A 17,600-nucleotide genomic window follows, 5' to 3' on the forward strand; every position below is an offset into this window, starting at 1 on the left:
CACCCTCTGAAACACCGCACCTCGTGATCGGAAGTGAACCTCCGCGATGGCCATTCCCACGATGACCGATCATCCGCGCATCCGGGCCTCCCTCGCCCAGCAGGGCATCTGGTTCAACGAGCGCCTCGGCGGCCTCGGAACCGTCTACTCCATGCCGTTCTCGGTCCGCTTCACCGGGCCGCTCGACGTGGCGGCGCTCGACGCCGCCTGCGCGGCGCTGGTCCGCAGGCATCCCTTACTGGCCGCCGTCGTCGCCGAGGACAGAGGGGAACCGTACCTCGTCGAGGCGGGACGGCCGCCCCGGCTCGCGGTCGTGGAGGCCGCCGGGCGCGAGCCGGACGATCTCGTTCGCGCCGAGCTCCTGCGCCCGTTCGACCTGCGCACCGGCCCGCTGGTACGGCTGACGCTCCTCGTCGAAGGGCCGGAACGGGCCCTGTTCCTCGTCGTGGCCCACCACCTGGTCTTCGACGGTGAGTCCACCTCCGTCTTCCTCGACGACCTGGCCGAGCTCTACCGCGCCGAGGTCACCGGCCGGGCGGCGGACCTGCCCGAGGTCCCGTACGACGGGCTGGCGGAGAGGGAGGACGCCCGCGTCACGGCCACACTGGCGCAGGCCCGCGACTACTGGGCGGCGCGCCACCGGGAGCGGACGGAGGCGGTGCTGCCCGGCCTCACCGGGGAAACGGCGACGGCGGCGAGCGGCGAGTCCGTGGAGTTCACGCTGACCGGCGAGCTGTCGTCGGCGCTCGACCGCCTGGGCCGGGACACCGGCGCGAGCCGGTTCGAGATCCTGCTCGCCACGCTGCACGCCCTGCTTCACCGGTACGGCAACGCGGAGCCGACCGTCGCCGTCGACCTCGGCACCCGCACCGCTGACACCCGCCAACACATTGGCGCCTTCGTCAACGAGTTACCGGTGACCGCCCGGCTCGACGGCTCGTGGAGCTTCCGCAGGTTCCTGCAGGACCAGCGGTTCGCCCACGGGCTGCGCTCCGATCTGCCGGGTCTGTTCCGCGTCCGTGAGGTGCCGCTGTCACGCGCCGTGCGCGACGTGCGGCCCGGGGTGGCGCTCGCCCCCGTGTCGCTCGGCTACCGCAGGCGGGGGGCTGCGCCCTCCTTCGAAGGGGTGCGCGCCGACGTCACGTGGGCGCTGTTCAACCACACCGTGCGCGGCGCCCTGCGCGTACACGTCGTGGACGGGCCCGACAAGTGCGGCGTCATCCTCCAGTACGACCCCGCCACGATGCGCCGTGAGAGCGCGCAGCGGGTCGCCGCCCACTGGCTGCGCCTGCTCACCGAGGTGACCGCTGACCCCGACACGCGGCTGTCGGAGGCGGAGCTGCTCGGCGCCGACGAGACCGAGCTGCTGCTCGGGACCTGGATCGACACGTCCGTCGCCTATCCGTCGGCCACGCTGCCCGAGCTGGTCGTCCGGCAGGCGCGGCACGCCCCCGAGGCGGTGGCGGTCCGCCACGGACCCGGCGCGACGACGTACGCGGAACTGGCCGCCGAGGTGGAGGGCCTGGCCGTGCGGCTGCGCGAGGCCGGAGTAGGACCGGGCACGCTCGTGGCCGTCCTCGCCGAACGATCGCCGCGTACCCTGGCCGTCCTGCTCGCCGTGCTCAGGGCGGGTGGCGCGTACCTGCCGCTCGATCCCGAGCACCCGGCGGACCGGCTCGCCTTCATCCTGGACGACTCCGGCGCCAAGGTCGTCGTGGTCTCCGAAGCTCTGCGCGAGCGGCTGCCCTGCGGCAGTGCCACGACGGTCCTCCTCTCCGACACCCTGGAGCCCGCCGCGGGAGACGCGGGGCCCTGGCCGGAGCCCGACAGCCTCGCCTACGTCATGTACACCTCGGGCTCCACCGGCCGCCCGAAGGGGGTCGAGATCCCGCATCGGGCGCTGGCCAACCTGCTGTGGGCGATGCGCGACCGCCTCGGCTCAAGGAGCGGCGACGTCTGGCTCGCCGCCACGTCCCTGGCCTTCGACATCTCCGCCCTGGAGCTGTACCTGCCGCTGATCACCGGAGGGAGCGTCGTCCTGGCGCCCGACGCCCTGACGAGGGACGGGCGCGCGCTCGCCGCACTGGCCGACACGTACGGCGTCACCCACGTCCAGGCCACGCCCTCCGGGTGGCGGATGCTGCTCGACGGAGGGTTCGACCGCCCGGCGGTGACCGCGCTCGCGGGCGGCGAGCGGCTGACCGTCCCGCTGGCCGCCGAGCTGCTGGCCAGGACCGGCCGGCTGATCAACGTGTACGGACCGACGGAGACCACGATCTGGTCGACCAGCGCCGAGGTGACTCAGGCGGGGGCGGGCGTGCCCATCGGGACGCCCCTGGCCAACACGCGGGTGTACGTCCTAGACGACCGGCTCCGGCTGCGGCCGGTCGGCGTGCCCGGCGAGCTGTGCGTCGCCGGCGACGGCGTCGCGGACGGCTACCGCGGCAGGCCGGAGCTGACCGCCGAACGGTTCGTCGCCGACCCCTTCGGCAAGGGCCTCATGTACCGCACCGGGGACCTCGCGCGTTGGCGCGAGGACGGCATGCTGGAATTCCTCGGACGCCTCGACGACCAGGTCAAGCTGCGCGGCCACCGTATCGAGCCAGGAGAGATCGAGGCCAGGCTGGCCGAGCACCCGTCGATCGCGCACGTGGCGGTGGCGGTGCGCGGCGACAGGCTCGTCGCCTACGCCGTGCCTGCCACCGGCACGCCCGGCCTTCCCGCCGGTCTGCGGGAGCACTGCGCGAGGACGCTCCCGCCGTACATGGTGCCGGCCGAGTTCGTGGAGCTGGACGCGCTGCCGCTCACCCCCAACGGCAAGGTGGACCGCGGCGCGCTCCCCGAGCCACCGGCCAGGGACGCGCCGCCGCCCGAGACGGACGCGCCCGTCGCGCAGCTCACCGGCGCCGCGGCCGTGGTGCACGAGATCTGGTGCGACGTGCTCGGCGTGGACCGGGTCGGCCCGCACGACGACCTGTTCGACCTGGGCGGCCACTCGCTGACGATCACGCAGATCGCCGCGCGGGTACGCTCCCGGCTCGGCGCCGACCTGCCGCTGCACCTCTACTACGACGACCCCACGATCGCGGGCATCGCCGCCGCCGTCGAGCGGTCGCGCGGGGAGGGCTGACCGATGGCGTTGACCGCGGCGCACGTCGCCTGGACGGGCCCCCACCGGGCGGGGCTGCGCAGGCACCGCGACAGGGCGCTGGAGAACGGGCCCTACGCGATGCCCGTCGAGGAGATCCTCACCTGCGTGCACGGGATCCGGTCGTGGCGGGCCTTCCACGGCGGGGTCGAGCTGGTGACCGACACACTGGGCGCCAAGTACGCCGCCGAGCAGGGCCTGGACGTGCTCTACGACCGCGTCGACACCGCCCTCGACGCCCTGGACGAGCTCGACATCGACCCGCTGTTCTACTTCGCCGCGGGCAAGAGCCATCTGGCGACGCTCCGCCGGGCCCCGTTCGCCGTCATCGACACCGATCTCTACCTGCGCAGTCCCATCGAAGGGCTGGACCGCGGCGGCTTCGTCTTCGCCCACTGGGAGTCGACCGGCAACGCCGTCTACCCGCCGGTCGCCGAGGTGCCCAACCAGGGCGGCGCCGACCTGTCGCGCTGGGTCTTCGACACCCCCGCCGCGAACATGGCGATCTCGGTGTTCCTGAACGACGAGCACCGGGCCGCGTACGCGGCCGCGTCGATGGAGTTCATGACGGGCAACGCCGCCCCGTCGGAGGTAGACCCGCTCGTCCGGCAGACGTTCGCCGAGCAGCGCCTCGCCCCGGCGGTGGCGCGGGCGCTCGGCATCGACCTGCGCCCCGTGACCGGCAGGTTCTGGATCGTCGAGGCGGAACGGTGGGACGGCCCCCCGCACGCCGGGCTCTTCCACCACACCTGGCACCACAAGCGGATCCTGCGCGACCACCCCGAACTGCGCCCCGCCTACTGGCGCTACCTGCTGGAAGACCTGCTGTGGACGTTCCCCGACACCTACGACCTGCTGATGTCCGCGCCTGGGCTGGGGGAGTGCGCGGAGCTGATCCGCAGGACCCGGCGCGATCTGGAGGCCGACGGCCCCAGCCTGCTCGACTGGAGGAAGCGATGACCGCAGCGGCCGCGCCGCCAACGCTCGACGCGCTCGGGGCGATCTGGCGCGAGGTGTTGCGCCTCTCGCGTGTCTCCCCTGAGGACAACTTCTTCGCCCTGGGCGGCGACTCCTTCCGCGCCACCAGGCTCGCCGCGCTGGTCGGCGAGCGGTTCGGCGTGGCCGCCACCGCCGCGCTCGCCTTCGACCGGCCCGAACTCGCCGGGCAGGCCCGCTGGATCGACGGCGCGCGGGCCGGTGACGCACCCCTCACCCCGCTGCCGCAGGCCCCGCCGTCGGCCGTCCCGCTCAGCACCCAGCAGGAGGACTTCCTGTACTGGATGTTCGAGCCCCGGCTGCACGGCTCCCAGGACGTACGCGACATCGGCTCCTGCTGCACCGCGATCAGGATCAGGGACGAACTGGACGTGCCGCTGCTCACCCGTGCGCTGAACGCGCTCGTGGCCCGCCACGAGGCGCTGCGCACCGTGGTCCGGCCCGACGGGACGGTGGAGATCGTCGCCGACCTTCCGCCGCAGGTCGCCGAGGCACGGGCGGCGGACGAGGCCGAGGCCGTCCGCATCGTGTGGCACGAGCGCATGCGCCTCGACGACGTCATCGCCGGCCCGCTGGTGCGAGCCCTCGTCGTCCACATCGGCCAGGACGACGACGCGGACGACCACGTCCTCGTCCTGGCCGTGCACCACTTCGCGTTCGACGGGTTCTCCTTCGGCGTGCTGCTGAGGGAGCTCGCCCTCCTCTACTCCGCGCTGTCCACGGGACACCCCGACCCGCTGCGGCCCCTGCCGATCACCTACACCGACTACTGCCGCTTCGCCCGCGAGCAGTGGCCGGTCAACCAGTCGTACTGGGATCGGGTGCTGGAGGGCGCTCCCACGGACCTGAGCCCGTTCCCGGGGCGCAGGGAGACGAGCCGGTTCTCCCGGCGCCGGCACGCCTTCGAGGTCGAGCCCGCGCTGCGCGACCGGCTGGCCGAGATCGCGCGCGAGCGCGGCGCCACCACGTTCATGGCGGTCGCCGCCTGCTGGACGTGGCTGCTGGCCGAGTGGACCGGCCGTACTGACATCGTCGTGATGTCGCCCGTGCCAGGCAGGACGCTGCCCGAGCACGAGACCCTGGTCGGCTGCCTGGTGCAGTCGCTGATCCTGCGCTTCGACGTCTCCGGCCGCCCCGGCTACGCCGAGCTGCTCGACCGGGTGCGGGACGTCGCCGTGGGCGCCGTGGCCCACCAGCTCCACGCGTACCAGGACGCCCGGCTGCGCGTGCCGTTCCCGTCGCGCATCCACTACGAGAGCTTCGGCGCGCCGCACTTCCCCGGCCTGGCGTCCGAGCCGTTCCCGTTCCCGCGCGAGCAGGAGGCGCTGGAATGGTCGGCCAACCCCGGCGGGCTGGACCTGAGCGCCCCCGAGCTCATCGTCGAGGAGCAGCGGGACGGCTCCATGCACTGCGCTGTCGTCTACAACCACCACGGCTATGACCCCGAGACCGCGGCCGAACTGGCCGACGCCTTCCTCCGGTGCGCCCGCGCCGCCGCCGACCGCCCCGGTCATGTCCTTCCTCCGCTCGCGGTGCGCCATGCGGGCTGACGTCTCCTACGTTCAGGAACGGTTGTGGTTCCTGCAGCGGTACGACCCCGCCGACTCCTCCTCGAACCTGTTCATCTCCGAAAGGCTTCGCGGCCAACTCGACGCGGACGCGCTGGAACGGGCCCTGGCCGCGCTGGTGTCGCGACACGAGACGCTGCGTACGCGCTACCCGGCCCGCGACGGTGAACCGGTCGCGGTGCCGGGACCGATCCCCCCGCTGGACCGCCTCGACCTCACCTCCCACCCCGAGGGCGAGCGGGAGCGCCGGGCGGCCGACGCTGTGGCCGAGCGCACCCGGACGCCGTTCGACGTGGCCGAGGGACCGGTCCTGCGGGCCGCGCTGATCCGGCTCGGGGAGCGCGACCACGTGCTGCACCTGGCCGTGCACCACATCGCGGCCGACGGCTGGTCGATCGGACTGCTCACCTCGGAGCTGGCGTCGCTCTACACGGAGTTCGTCACCGGCGTGCCCGCCGACCTCCCGCCCCCGCGCGGCCACGCCCTGCACGCCGCGGACGAGCGCGCACGCGCCGTGGACGTGGCCGCGCTCGCCTACTGGCGCGAACGGCTGAAGGGGGCCCCGGTCCTGGACCTGCCGACCGACCGCCCTCGCCGCGATGGCGCGTCCCGTGCGTCCGGCGGGTCCGCCGCGTCCGGTGCGGGCACGGTCGTGCTGTGCTTGCCCGCCGGGCTCAGTCGCGGTGTCGCCGAGCTGGCCAGAAGCCGACGATGCACCCCCTTCATGGCGTTGCTCGCCGCCTACCAGCTCTTGCTGGCCCGGCAGACCGGCCAGGACGACGTCTGCGTCGGCTCGGCCGTTTCCACGCGGGACCGGCCGGAGCTGGAGGAGGTCGTCGGCCCGCTCATCAACACCGTCGTCCTCAGGGGCGATCTGACCGGTGACCCGTCCTTCGCCGAGCTTCTCACCCGTACCAGGAGCGCCGTGCTGGGAGCGCTGTCCCGGCGGGACGTGCCGTTCTCCCGCGTGGCCGAGGAAGTCGCCCCCGGCCGCCACGGAGGCCGGAACCCGCTGCTGCGCGCCCAGTTCGGCCTGCACCACGAGAACACCGTCCGGCCGGCCCTCCATGGTCTCGTGGCCGAACCGTTCACCGTGGACACGGCCCACGCCCAGGCCGATCTCTCCCTGGAGGTCCATCCGTCGGCGGGCGGGCTGACCGCGAGGTTCGTCTACGACGCCGGGCTGTTCGACCACGGCACCGTCGAACGCGTGGCGGTCCGGTTCGAGGCGCTGCTCGGCCAGGTCGTCGCCCATCCCGACACCCCGCTGGCGCGGCTCGACCTGCTCGCCCCCGGAGAGCGGGCGGCGATCCTCGCCAGGGCGGGCGGTCCCGAGACGTCCTACCCCGGCGTCACGCTCGCCGACCTGCTCGGAGGCAAGCCCGGCGCGGTCGCGGCGATCTGCGGGGACGAGCGGGTCACCTACGCCGAACTCGACGCCCGCAGCCGCGCGCTGGCCCGGCGGCTGCGCGCCGCCGGCGCCGGGCGGGGCACACTCGTCGCGATCTGCGCGCCGCGCTCGATCGATCTGCTCACCGGGCTCCTCGCGGTGGTCCGGGCCGGGGCCGCCTACCTCCCGCTCGACCCTGGACACCCTGCCGAGCGGCTGGCGTACGTGCTGGCCGACTCGGGCGCGCAGCTGCTGCTCACGCAGCGTGGCCTGAGCACGCGCCTGCCGGGCGAACTGCCGTCGCTGCTCCTCGACGAGCCGTACGGGGAGGAGCCGGAAGACGAGCCCGGCGAACCGGCTGTCGCCTCCGACCTCGCGTACGTGATCTACACCTCCGGCTCCACCGGCAGGCCCAAGGGCGTCGCCATCAGCCACGGAGCCCTGGCGAACCTGCTGCTGTCGTTCCGCGACCAGCTCGAAGCCGGCCCGGACGACGTGTGGCTGGCCTCCACGTCGCTGTCGTTCGACATCTCGGCCCTGGAACTGTACCTGCCGCTGATCACCGGCGGTACCGTCGTGATCGCCTCCGACGAGGACATCCGCGACGGCTCCCGGCTCGCGGCCCTGGCCGCGGCCTCCGGCGTCACTCATCTGCAGGCCACGCCGTCAGGATGGCGCATGCTGCTCGACGCCGGTTTCCACCGGCCCGGCGCCGTCGCGCTCACGGGCGGGGAGGCGCTGCCGGCGCCGCTCGCCGCCGAACTGCGCCCCCGCGTCGTGCGACTCTGGAACGTGTACGGACCCACCGAGACCACCATCTGGTCGTCCTGCTGGGAGGTGCCGGCCGGCGTCACCGGCGGCGTCCGCGTCGGCCGTCCCATCGCCAACACCCGCCTGTACGTGCTGGACCGCCGGCTGGAGCCGGTGCCCGACGGCTCGACCGGCGAACTGTTCATCGCCGGTGACGGCCTGGCCCGCGGATACCCCGGCCGGCCGGGGCTCACGGCCGAGCGCTTCCTCCCTGACCCCTACGGGCCGCCGGGCACCCGTATGTACCGCACGGGCGATCTGGCCAGGTGGCGCGGTGACGAGGTCGAATGCCTGGGCAGGACCGACGAGCAGGTGAAGCTGCGCGGCCACCGCATCGAGCCGGGCGAGGTGGAGGCGCGGCTGATGGAGCACCCCTCGGTCGCGCAGGCCGCGGTCGTGGTGCGCGGCGACCGGCTCGTCGCCTACGTCGTGCCCACGAGCGCCCCCTCACCTCCGGACAGCTCCGGCACACCCTTCGCGCCGGAAGGGTCCGGCGCGCTCTCGGGGCAGGACAGGCCAGGCGCCCTCTCCGGGCCGGACAGCTCCGGCGAGTCCTCCGCACCGGAGGGGCATGGCGAGGCGATTCCGCGGGCGCTGGCCGCGCACGCCCGTGCGATGCTGCCGGCGTCCATGGTGCCCGCCGCGTTCGTGCCGGTGCCCGCGCTGCCGCTCACCCCCAACGGCAAGGTGGACCGGGCCGCGCTGCCCGACCCGGACGTCGTACGCGGTGACCGGCCGCCCGCGACGCCGGCCGAGCGCCTGGTGGCGGAGGTCTTCGCCGAGGTGCTCGGCCTCGACGCCGTGGGCGCCGACGACGGCTTCTTCGACTTGGGCGGCCACTCGCTGCTCGCCTCCCGCGCCGCCGCCCGCCTCACGCGTGCGCTCGGGACCGAGGTGGCGGTACGGGCTCTGTTCGACCACCCCACGGTCGCGGCGCTCGCCGCGGAGCTCGACACCGGGGACGGCACCGCGGCTCGGCCGGGAGGCGACGTACGGGTCGTCCCGCGCCCGCCGGGCACACCGCCGCCGCTGTCGGCAGCCCAGGAGCGGCTCTGGTTCCTGCAGCGGCTCAATCCCGACGACGGCTCCGCCAACATGTACCTGGTCCGGCGGTTGCGGGGGCCGCTCGATCGGGCGGCGCTCGCCCGCGCGGTCGCGGGGGCCCGCGCGCGGCACGAGTCGCTGCGCACCAGCTTCCCCGAGGCGGACGGCGTGCCGATCGCCGTCGTCCACCCATCGGCGGGACCGGAATGGGAGGACCTCGTCGCCTCCGACGAGGACGAATGGGCGGACCTCGCCGCCCGCGACAAGGACGAGTGGGAGGATCTCGCCGCCCGTGACGAGGACGAGGCCCGCCGGCTTGTGGCCGCCCGCGTCAACGCGCCGTTCGACCTGGCCGCCGCGCCGCCGCACCGCCTCACCCTCGTCCGGCTCGCCGACGACGACCACGTCCTGTGCTGGGTGGTCCACCACATCCTGGGCGACGGCTGGTCGCTCAACGTCCTCATGGACGACCTGGCCGGGCTGTACGCGGGCCGCCAGCTCACCGAGCCCGTCCTGCAGCACGGGGACGTGGCCGCCTGGCAGCGCGGCAGGGACCTGTCGGCGCCGTTGGCGTACTGGCGGCGCAGGCTCGCCGACCCGCCGGTGCTCGACCTGCCCACCGACCGGCCCCGGACGTCCGCCGGCATGCGGCGTGGGGGCCGCGTCCGTGCCCACCTGCCGGAGGAGACGGTGGCCGGGCTGGAACGGGTGGCAAGGGAGCACGACGCCACCCTGTTCATGGTCCTGCTGATCGCGTACCAGGTGCTGCTGGCGCGGCATTGCGGTCAGGACGACGTCGTGGTGGGCTCGGTGACCGCCGGACGGGACCGGGTCGAGCTGGAGCCGGTGTTCGGCAACCTCACCCACACCGTCGCCCTGCGCGCCGACCTGCGGGGCGACCCGTCGTTCCGCGACCTCCTGGCCGCCGCCCGGCGGACCGTCATGGAGGACCTGGCCGGCCGGGAGGTGCCGTACGAGCTGCTCGTCGACGAGATCGGCATCGGGCGCGACCTCGGCCGGACACCGCTGTTCCAGACGATGATGATCCTGCACAGCCAGGACACCGGCCCGCACGCGCCCGGCGCCCGCTTCGGCGGCCTGGAGGCGGAGTTGTTCGAGGACGGCCACGCCCAGGCCAAGCTCGACCTGGCGCTCGACGTGTGGCGCGAGCCCGGCGGTCTGTCGCTCGTCCTCACCTACGACGCCGATCTGTTCGACGCGACGACGGTGGAGCGGCTGGCCGAGCGGTTCCACACCCTCTGCCAGGGGATCGTCGCCGACCCCGGCCGCCGGATGAGCTCGCTGCCCCTGCTGACGCCCGCCGACGACGCCGAGCTGCGCGCCCTGGCCACAGGCCCCGCACCCGTCACCGCCGGTCCCGCACCCGTCCTCGCCGCAGGGCTGGTGCCCGCGCTCGTCGCCCGGAGCGCCGAGCACACTCCTGACGCCGTCGCCCTGCGGTGCGGCGGCGACCTGCTGTCCTACCGACAGCTTGTGACGCGGGCCGACGCGCTGGCCGCCACCCTTCACCGGAGCGGCGTCGGCCGCGGGCACGTCGTCGGAGTGGCGCTGCCGCGTGGCATGGACGCCGTCGTCGCGCTGCTCGGCGTGCTCCGGGCCGGCGCCGCCTACCTGCCGCTCGACCCCGCCGACCCCGCCCCCAGGCGGGAGCGGCTGGTCTCCGACAGCGGCGCCACGGCCGTGCTCACCCCTGGCGACCTGCGGACCCTGACCGGGCAAGCGCTCGTGCAGCCGGAGCCGCGCCCGCATGATGCCGCGTACGTCATCTACACCTCCGGCTCGACCGGCCTCCCCAAGGGCGTGGTGGTCGAGCACGCCGCGCTGGCGGCTCGCATCCGCTGGATGGCCGCCGCGTACGAGCTGGGACCCGGCGACGTCGTCGTGCAGTTCGCCTCGCTCGGCTTCGACGCCCACGTCGAAGAGGTGTACCCGACGCTGGTCTCGGGAGCCACGCTGCTCCTCCTGCCGGACGGCGGCGCCGCCCTGCCCGACCTGCTCGCCTCCCCCGAGGGCAGGGACGTCACCGTGCTCGACCTGCCCACGGCCTACTGGCACCACCTGGTCGACGTCGTGGACGAGGTGGACTGGCCGCCGTCGCTCCGCCTGGTCATCCTCGGCGGGGAGCAGGCGGACGCCCCCGCGGTGTCGCGGTGGAAGCGCCGCTTCCCCGGCGTCCGGCTGGTCAACACCTACGGCCCGACCGAGGCGACGGTCATCGCCACGTCCGCCGACCTGATGGACGACGGCCTGCGCCCGGCGATCGGCCGGCCGGTGGGGGAGACCACGGTGTGGCTGCTCGGCGAGGGCGGCGAACCGGTGCCGCCGGGCGCCCCCGGCGAGCTGTGCGTAGGTGGCGCGGGGGTGGCGCGCGGCTACGCGGGACGTCCCGCGACGACGGCGGCGTCGTTCACGCCCGACCCGTTCGCACCGGGCGGCGGAAGGCTCTACCGCACCGGCGACCGGGCCAGGTGGCGGCGCGACGGCACCCTGGAGTTCCTCGGACGGCTCGACTCCCAGGTCAAGGTGCGCGGCTACCGGATCGAACCGGGCGAGGTCGAGGCGTGCCTGCTCGCCCATCCGGATGTGGGGCAGGCCGCCGTCGCCGCCCGCGGCGACCTGCTGGTCGCGTACGTGGTGGGCCGGGCCACAGCGGAGGAACTGCGCCGCCACGCGGAAGAACGGCTCCCCGCGCACCTGGTGCCGGGGGCTTGGGTGCTCCTGGACCGGCTTCCGCTCACCGGGAACGGCAAGGTCGACCGCGCGGCGCTGCCAGATCCCGAGCCCGCCAGGGAACGTTCCTTCGTCGCGCCGCGCACCGACGCCGAGGCGCTGGTCGCCAAGGTCTGGGCGGACCTGCTCGGCGTCGCCGCCGTCGGAGCGTATGACGACTTCTTCCACCTCGGCGGGCACTCGCTGCTCGCCGTCCGCATCGCGGCCAGGCTCAGGGCGGTGATCGGCGTCGAGGTGCCGATCCGGACGCTGTTCACCCGGCGCACGGTGGCGGAGTTCGCCGGCGCGGTCGAGGCACTGCTCCTCGACTCGCTCGCCGGGCTGTCCGACGAGGAGGCGCTGCGCCTGCTCGACCAGAAAGACGAGGATCAGTGACGACGTACCACGTAGTGATCAACGACGAGGAGCAGTACTCCCTCTGGCCCGGCGACCGGACGGTCCCCGAGGGCTGGCGGCGGACCGGTTTCACCGGCCGCAGGGAGGACTGCCTGGCCCACATCGACCAGGTCTGGACGGACATGCGTCCGCTGAGCGCCCGATGACCACACTCGACGACGGGCTGTCCCCGGCCAAGCAGGCGGTGCTGTCCGGGCTGCTGCGCCGCCGCGCCGCCTCCTTGTCCGTCCCGAGGCGCCCTGAGGGCCGGACGCCGCCGCTGTCGCACGCCCAGGAACGCCTGTGGTTCATGGAGCAGTACGCGCCGGGGACCGCCGCCTACACCGTGCCGCTCGGCACCAGGCTCTCCGGCGACCTCGACGCCGAGGCGCTGGCCCGAGCGCTGCGGGAGGTCGCGGCCCGCCACGAGAGCCTGCGCACGCGCTTCGTCACCGACGGCGAGGGGCGGCCCGCGGTCGTGATCGAGGACGAGCCCGCGGTGGAGTTCACCGTCGCCGAGTCCGACGAGGCAGGCGCGGCGGAGCTGTGCGCCGCCCAGCTCGCCCGGCCGTTCGACCTGGCGTCGGGGCCGCTCCTGCGCGCCCTGCTCGTCCGGCTCGGCCCGGAGGAGCACGTGCTGCTGCTGACCGCCCACCACGCGGTCATCGACGGCTGGTCGTACGACCTGGTGCTCAGCGAGGCGCTCACCCTGCACGACGCCTTCCGGGCCGGTGAGCCGTCCCCGCTGGAGGAGCCCCCGGTGCAGTACGGCGACTACGCCCTCTGGCAGCGGGCCCAGGAAGAAAGGCAGCAGGAGCCGGCGTACTGGACGCGGCGGCTGTCCGGCGTGCCGGCACTCGACCTGCCCACCGACTGGCCCAGGCCGGCCGAGCAGACGTTCGCCGGCGCCGGGCTGCGCTTCAAGGTCGGGCAGGAGACAGCCGGACGCGTCGCCGACCTGGCACGCGGCCGAGGGGCGTCCCTGTACATGACCCTGCTGGCCGCCTTCCAGGTGCTGCTGTTCCGCCACTCCGGCCAGCGGGACTTCGCGGTCGGCTCGCCCGTCAGCGGCCGGGAGACGCCGGAGCTGGAACGCACCGTGGGCGTCTTCGTGAACACGCTGGCCATGCGGGCGGACCTCAGCGGAGACCCGCCCTTCACCGAGTTGCTCGACCGGGTGCGCGACGCCACGCTCGACGACTTCGCCCACCAGGGGTTGCCCTTCGACCGGCTCGTCGGCGAACTGAACCTGAAGCGTGACGTCAGCCGCTCGCCGGTGTTCCAGGCCATGTTCGCCCTGCAGAACTTCCAGGCCCCCGCCCGGTGGGAGACCGGGCTGCGCATGGCCGAGTACCGCGTGGACGCCGCCACCACACGCTTCGACCTCACCCTCTACCTGCGGCAGACCGGCGACGGGCTGGACGGCCACATCGTCTACAACACGGCGCTCTTCCTGCCCGAGACGATGGAGCGCCTGGCCGCCCGGTTCGTGACCCTGCTCGGTGCCGTCGCCGCCGAGCCGTCCACCCGGATCTCCGAGCTGAACCTGCTCGACGCCGCCGAACGGGCGGAGGTGCTGGCGTTCGGCACCGCGCCCTCCCTCCCACGGCCCGAGCGGCGGCTGCTCCACGAGCTGACCGGCGGCCACCCGTCCGCCACGGCGGTGGCCTGCGGAGACGTCACCCTCACGTACGCCGAGCTGGACCGCAGGGCCAACCGGCTGGCCCGGTTCCTGCGACGGCGCGGCGTCGGCAGGGACACGCGGGTGGCGGTGTGCATGGAGCAGTCGGCCGACGTGGCGGTCGCCGTCCTCGGCGTGCTCAAGGCGGGCGGCGCGTACGTGCCGCTCGATCCCGAGCACCCGGCCGCCCGTCTCTCCCACGCCGTGTCCGACTCGGGCGCCCTGGCCGCCGTCGTCACCGAGGAGACGCGGGACCGGCTGCCTCCCGGCCTGCCCACGTTCACCCTGGACGACACCGATGGCGAGGAGGACGGTCCGGTGGACGCGGACGTGCGGCCCGGGGACCTCGCGTACGTGATCTACACCTCCGGGACCACCGGCACCCCCAAGGGGGTCGCGGTCCAGCACCGCGAGGCCGTCACCTACCTCCTCGGCGTCCGCGAGCGGCTGGGCGTCGTGCCCGGGGGCGTGTTCGTGCTGCTCCAGTCGCTGGCCTTCGACTTCGGCGTGACGGTGTTCTACCTGTCACTGGCGACGGGCGGGACGTTGCACCTGGTGCCCGCCCGCACCTCGGCCCCCGAACTGGCCAGGAGGCTCGCCGGCATCGGCCCGGACTACATGAAGATCACCCCGTCGCACCTGGCGGCGCTGCTGGCCGACGCACCCGCTGCGGAGCTGCTGCCCAAGCGGCTGCTGATCCTCGGGGGAGAGGCGGCCGGTCAGGCGCTCGCGGACGAGGTGGTGGCGGCCGGACGGTGCGCGGTCGTCAACCACTACGGTCCCACCGAGGCCACCGTGGGCATGACCACCTTTGCCGTCGACCCGGCCGGCGCCCATGGCGGCGCGACCCTGCCGATCGGCAGGCCGCTGCCCGGGGCGGTCGTACGCGTCCTGGACGAGCACCTGCGTCCCGTCGGCGTGGGCGTCCCCGGCGAGATCCACCTGGGCGGCGACCGGCTGGCCCGCGGATACCTCGGCAGGCCCGGCCTGACCGCCGATCGGTTCGTCCCCGACCCGTACGGCCCGCCGGGGGCGCGGCTGTACCGCACCGGCGACCTCGGCCGCTGGCTGCCCGACGGAAACCTGCAGTTCCTCGGCAGGACCGACCACCAGGTGAAGATCCGCGGCTACCGGGTCGAGCTCGGCGAGATCGAGTCGGTGCTCACCACGCTGCCGGGCGTCTCCCAGGCGGTGACGGAACTCCGGTCGGACCGGCTCGTCGCCTACCTGGCCGGACCGGAGGCCGGTCTCCGGCCCGGCGCGGCGGACCTCCGCGAGGCCCTGCGGGCGCTGCTGCCCGACTACATGATCCCCAGCCGGTACGTCTGGCTGGACACCCTGCCGCTGAAGGCGCACGGCAAGGTCGACCGGGACGCGCTGCCCGAGCCCGGCCTCGACCGCGAGACCGAGTGGGAACCGGCCGCCACGCCGACGGAGCAGGCGGTGGCCGCCGTCTGGTCGGCCGTGCTCGGCGTGGACGAGGTCGGCGCGCTCGACGACTTCTTCGACCTCGGCGGGCACTCCCTGCTCGCGATGCAGGTCGTCGCCCGGCTGCGCGCCGTCGCCCCGGATCGGCTGGTCACCATCATGGACCTGTTCCGTCATCCCACCGTCCGCGAACTGGCCGGGCTCCTGGAACGCGGCGAGGACGGGCCACGCGCGCTGCTGCACCGGCTCACCCCCGCCCGGCAGACGACCGGGACCATCGTGTGCGCCCCGTACGGCGGCGGCAGCGCCGTCATCTACAAGCCGCTGGCCGACGCGCTGCCCGCCGGCTGGGCCCTGTACTCGATCGCGGTCCCCGGCCACGAGCTGGGGGAGGAGTCCAGGCCGCTCGACGAGGTCGCGGCCGCGTGTGCCGAGGAGATCCTGGCGAAGGTGGCGGGCCCGCTCGTCCTGTACGGCCACTGCGGGCTCGGCGTCATGCTGACGGTCGAGATCGCCCGCCGGCTGGAGGCGGCCGGACGCGAGGTGGACGCCGTCTACCTGGGCGGCATCTTCCCCTTCGCGAGAACCCGGTGGACGGGGGTCACCGAGGCGCTGGAACGCCTGCGCAGCGACCAGCTGTGGGCCAACGCGCTGCGGGCGGCCGGGCTGGAGGTGGACGAGCTGGGACGCGACCAGCTCAAACTGGTCATCGACAACCGCAGAAAGGGCACCCGGGAGGCGGAGCGCTACTTCACCCGGCTGTTCGAACATGACGGACGGCCGCTACGCGCCCCCATCATCTCGGTCGTGGGCGAGCGCGACCCGGCGACCGAGTTCTACCAGGAACGCTTCCGCGAATGGCACCTGCTGAGTGCCACTACGGCCGTGGCCGTGCTGGACGAGGCGGGTCACTTCTTCCTGCGCTACCGCGCCGCCGAACTCGCCGAGATCGTCACCCGGACGCACGTCGCCCTTGCCGAGGGCGAGCCCGACCGGCTCGGCCGCACCGAGACCTCCACCTGGTGGCTGCAGGGCGCGTCCGCGGCGGCCGACCCGCCGCCCGAGCAGCGCGGACCGAGGCCGAGCATGCGTCGCTTCGGCGTCATCGCGGCAGGTCAGCTCGTGTCGATGATCGGCGCTGCGCTGACCGAGTTCGCGATCCCCATCTGGATCTACACCACGACGGGATCCCTGGTGAGCTTCGCGCTCCTCGCGGTGCTCGGACTCGTGCCGGGCATCCTGATCGCGCCGCTCGCCGGGGCCGTGGTGGACCGCTTCGACCGGCGCAGGGTGCTGCTCGCCGCCGACGCGGCGGCGATGTCCACCCAGCTCATCTTCGGTGCACTGCTCTGGACCGGGGGACTGACGACCTGGCACGTCTACCCGCTGCTGGCCTGCCTGTCGGTCGCCCTGACGTTCCAGCGTCTGGCGTACACGTCGGCGATACCGCAGCTCGTGCCCAAACGCTTCCTCGGTCACGCCAACGGCGTCGTGCAGATGGCGACGGGCTCGGCGCAGCTTGTCGTGCCCCTCGTCGCGGCCGGGCTGATGGCCGCCATCGGCGTCGAGGGCATCCTCGCCATCGACGTGGCGAGCTACGTCGTGGCGATCGCCGCGGTGATCGTGACGCGTTTCCCCCGGACGATGGCCGCCACGCGCAGGGAACCGATCGTCACCGAGATGCTGAATGGGCTGCGTTACTCCTGGGGCAACCGGGGTTTCCGCGGCATGCTCGGCTTCTTTGCGGTGCTGAACGTCTTCCTCTCGCCGCTCTTCCTGATGATCTCGCCGCTGGTGCTGGCGTTCGCGGGTCTGCCGGACGTGGCGCAGGTGTCGTTCGCCGGGGGCCTCGGCACGCTCGCGGGCGGCCTGGCGATGGCCGTGTGGGGCGGCCCTCGCCGGCGGCGGCTGCGCGGCGTGCTGCTCGCCACCCTCGCCCTGTCGCTCGCCTGCCTGGTCACCGGGCTGCAGGGGAACGTGCAGACGATCGCCGTGGGCGCGTTCGGCATGTCGCTGTGCCTCACGCTCGTCAACGGGGTCTACACCACGATCATTCAGGTCAAGGTGCCGCAGCGGTACCACGGCCGGGTCATCGCGCTCAACACCCTGGTCGCCTGGTCCACGCTCCCGATCGGCTTCGGTCTGGTGGCACCGTACGGCGCGGCGCTGTTCGAACCGCTGCTGGCCCCAGGCGGACCGCTTGCGGGCACCGTTGGCGCCGTCATCGGCGTCGGCGCCGGACGCGGCATCGGCTTCATGTACGTCTGCTTCGCCGCCGCGATCGCCGTCATCGCGCTGGCCGCCATGCGGGTCCGGGTGCTGGCGAGATTCGACGAGATCGTCCCCGACGCGGTGCCCGACGACCTGATCGGCTACGAGACCGTCGCGGCACGCCGCCGAACCTGACGC

General features: G+C 73.9%; 6 protein-coding genes. All 6 read left to right on the plus strand.

Annotated elements, in window-relative coordinates; translation table 11 throughout:
* Window positions 1-61 precede the first annotated feature (61 nt).
* The 6 genes from ACFYUV_RS06875 to ACFYUV_RS06900 are packed head-to-tail and all read left to right on the plus strand — an operon-like array spanning window position 62 to window position 17,597.
* On the plus strand, window positions 62-3,130 hold the full coding sequence (locus tag ACFYUV_RS06875) for an amino acid adenylation domain-containing protein (protein WP_387665836.1): 3,069 nt from the start codon (window positions 62-64) through the stop codon (window positions 3,128-3,130).
* A 3-nt stretch (window positions 3,131-3,133) separates the two neighbouring features.
* Window positions 3,134-4,108, plus strand: coding sequence for a hypothetical protein (locus ACFYUV_RS06880; protein WP_387665838.1), 975 nt, complete (start codon window positions 3,134-3,136; stop codon window positions 4,106-4,108).
* Window positions 4,105-5,694 (plus strand): condensation domain-containing protein, encoded by a 1,590-nt coding sequence (locus ACFYUV_RS06885; RefSeq protein ID WP_387665841.1) that lies wholly within the window; start codon window positions 4,105-4,107, stop codon window positions 5,692-5,694. Before ACFYUV_RS06880 ends, ACFYUV_RS06885 begins: the two co-directional genes overlap by 4 nt.
* On the plus strand, window positions 5,684-12,082 hold the full coding sequence (locus ACFYUV_RS06890) for an amino acid adenylation domain-containing protein (protein WP_387665844.1): 6,399 nt from the start codon (window positions 5,684-5,686) through the stop codon (window positions 12,080-12,082). Before ACFYUV_RS06885 ends, ACFYUV_RS06890 begins: the two co-directional genes overlap by 11 nt.
* Window positions 12,079-12,249: an MbtH family protein gene (locus ACFYUV_RS06895; protein WP_387665847.1), complete on the plus strand. Its 171-nt coding sequence runs from the start codon at window positions 12,079-12,081 to the stop codon at window positions 12,247-12,249. The genes ACFYUV_RS06890 and ACFYUV_RS06895 overlap by 4 nt, the downstream gene beginning before the upstream one ends.
* Window positions 12,246-17,597 carry an amino acid adenylation domain-containing protein gene (locus ACFYUV_RS06900; RefSeq protein WP_387665850.1) on the plus strand — a complete coding sequence of 1,784 codons (5,352 nt, stop codon included), beginning with the start codon at window positions 12,246-12,248 and terminating at the stop codon, window positions 17,595-17,597. Before ACFYUV_RS06895 ends, ACFYUV_RS06900 begins: the two co-directional genes overlap by 4 nt.
* The last annotated feature ends 3 nt before the right edge of the window (window positions 17,598-17,600 follow it).

Origin of the sequence: Nonomuraea sp. NPDC003560 (genome assembly GCF_042878785.1) — a bacterium.
In the GTDB taxonomy this organism is placed as follows: Bacteria; Actinomycetota; Actinomycetes; order Streptosporangiales; family Streptosporangiaceae; genus Nonomuraea.

What these genes read in the sequence shown, in the direction of transcription:
- ACFYUV_RS06900 (WP_387665850.1), top strand. Translation starts at nt 12,246, where the DNA reads ATGACCACACTCGACGACGGGCTGTCCCCGGCCAAGCAGGCGGTGCTG.
- ACFYUV_RS06875 (WP_387665836.1), top strand. Translation starts at nt 62, where the DNA reads ATGACCGATCATCCGCGCATCCGGGCCTCCCTCGCCCAGCAGGGCATC.
- ACFYUV_RS06880 (WP_387665838.1), top strand. Translation starts at nt 3,134, where the DNA reads ATGGCGTTGACCGCGGCGCACGTCGCCTGGACGGGCCCCCACCGGGCG.
- ACFYUV_RS06885 (WP_387665841.1), top strand. Translation starts at nt 4,105, where the DNA reads ATGACCGCAGCGGCCGCGCCGCCAACGCTCGACGCGCTCGGGGCGATC.
- ACFYUV_RS06890 (WP_387665844.1), top strand. Translation starts at nt 5,684, where the DNA reads ATGCGGGCTGACGTCTCCTACGTTCAGGAACGGTTGTGGTTCCTGCAG.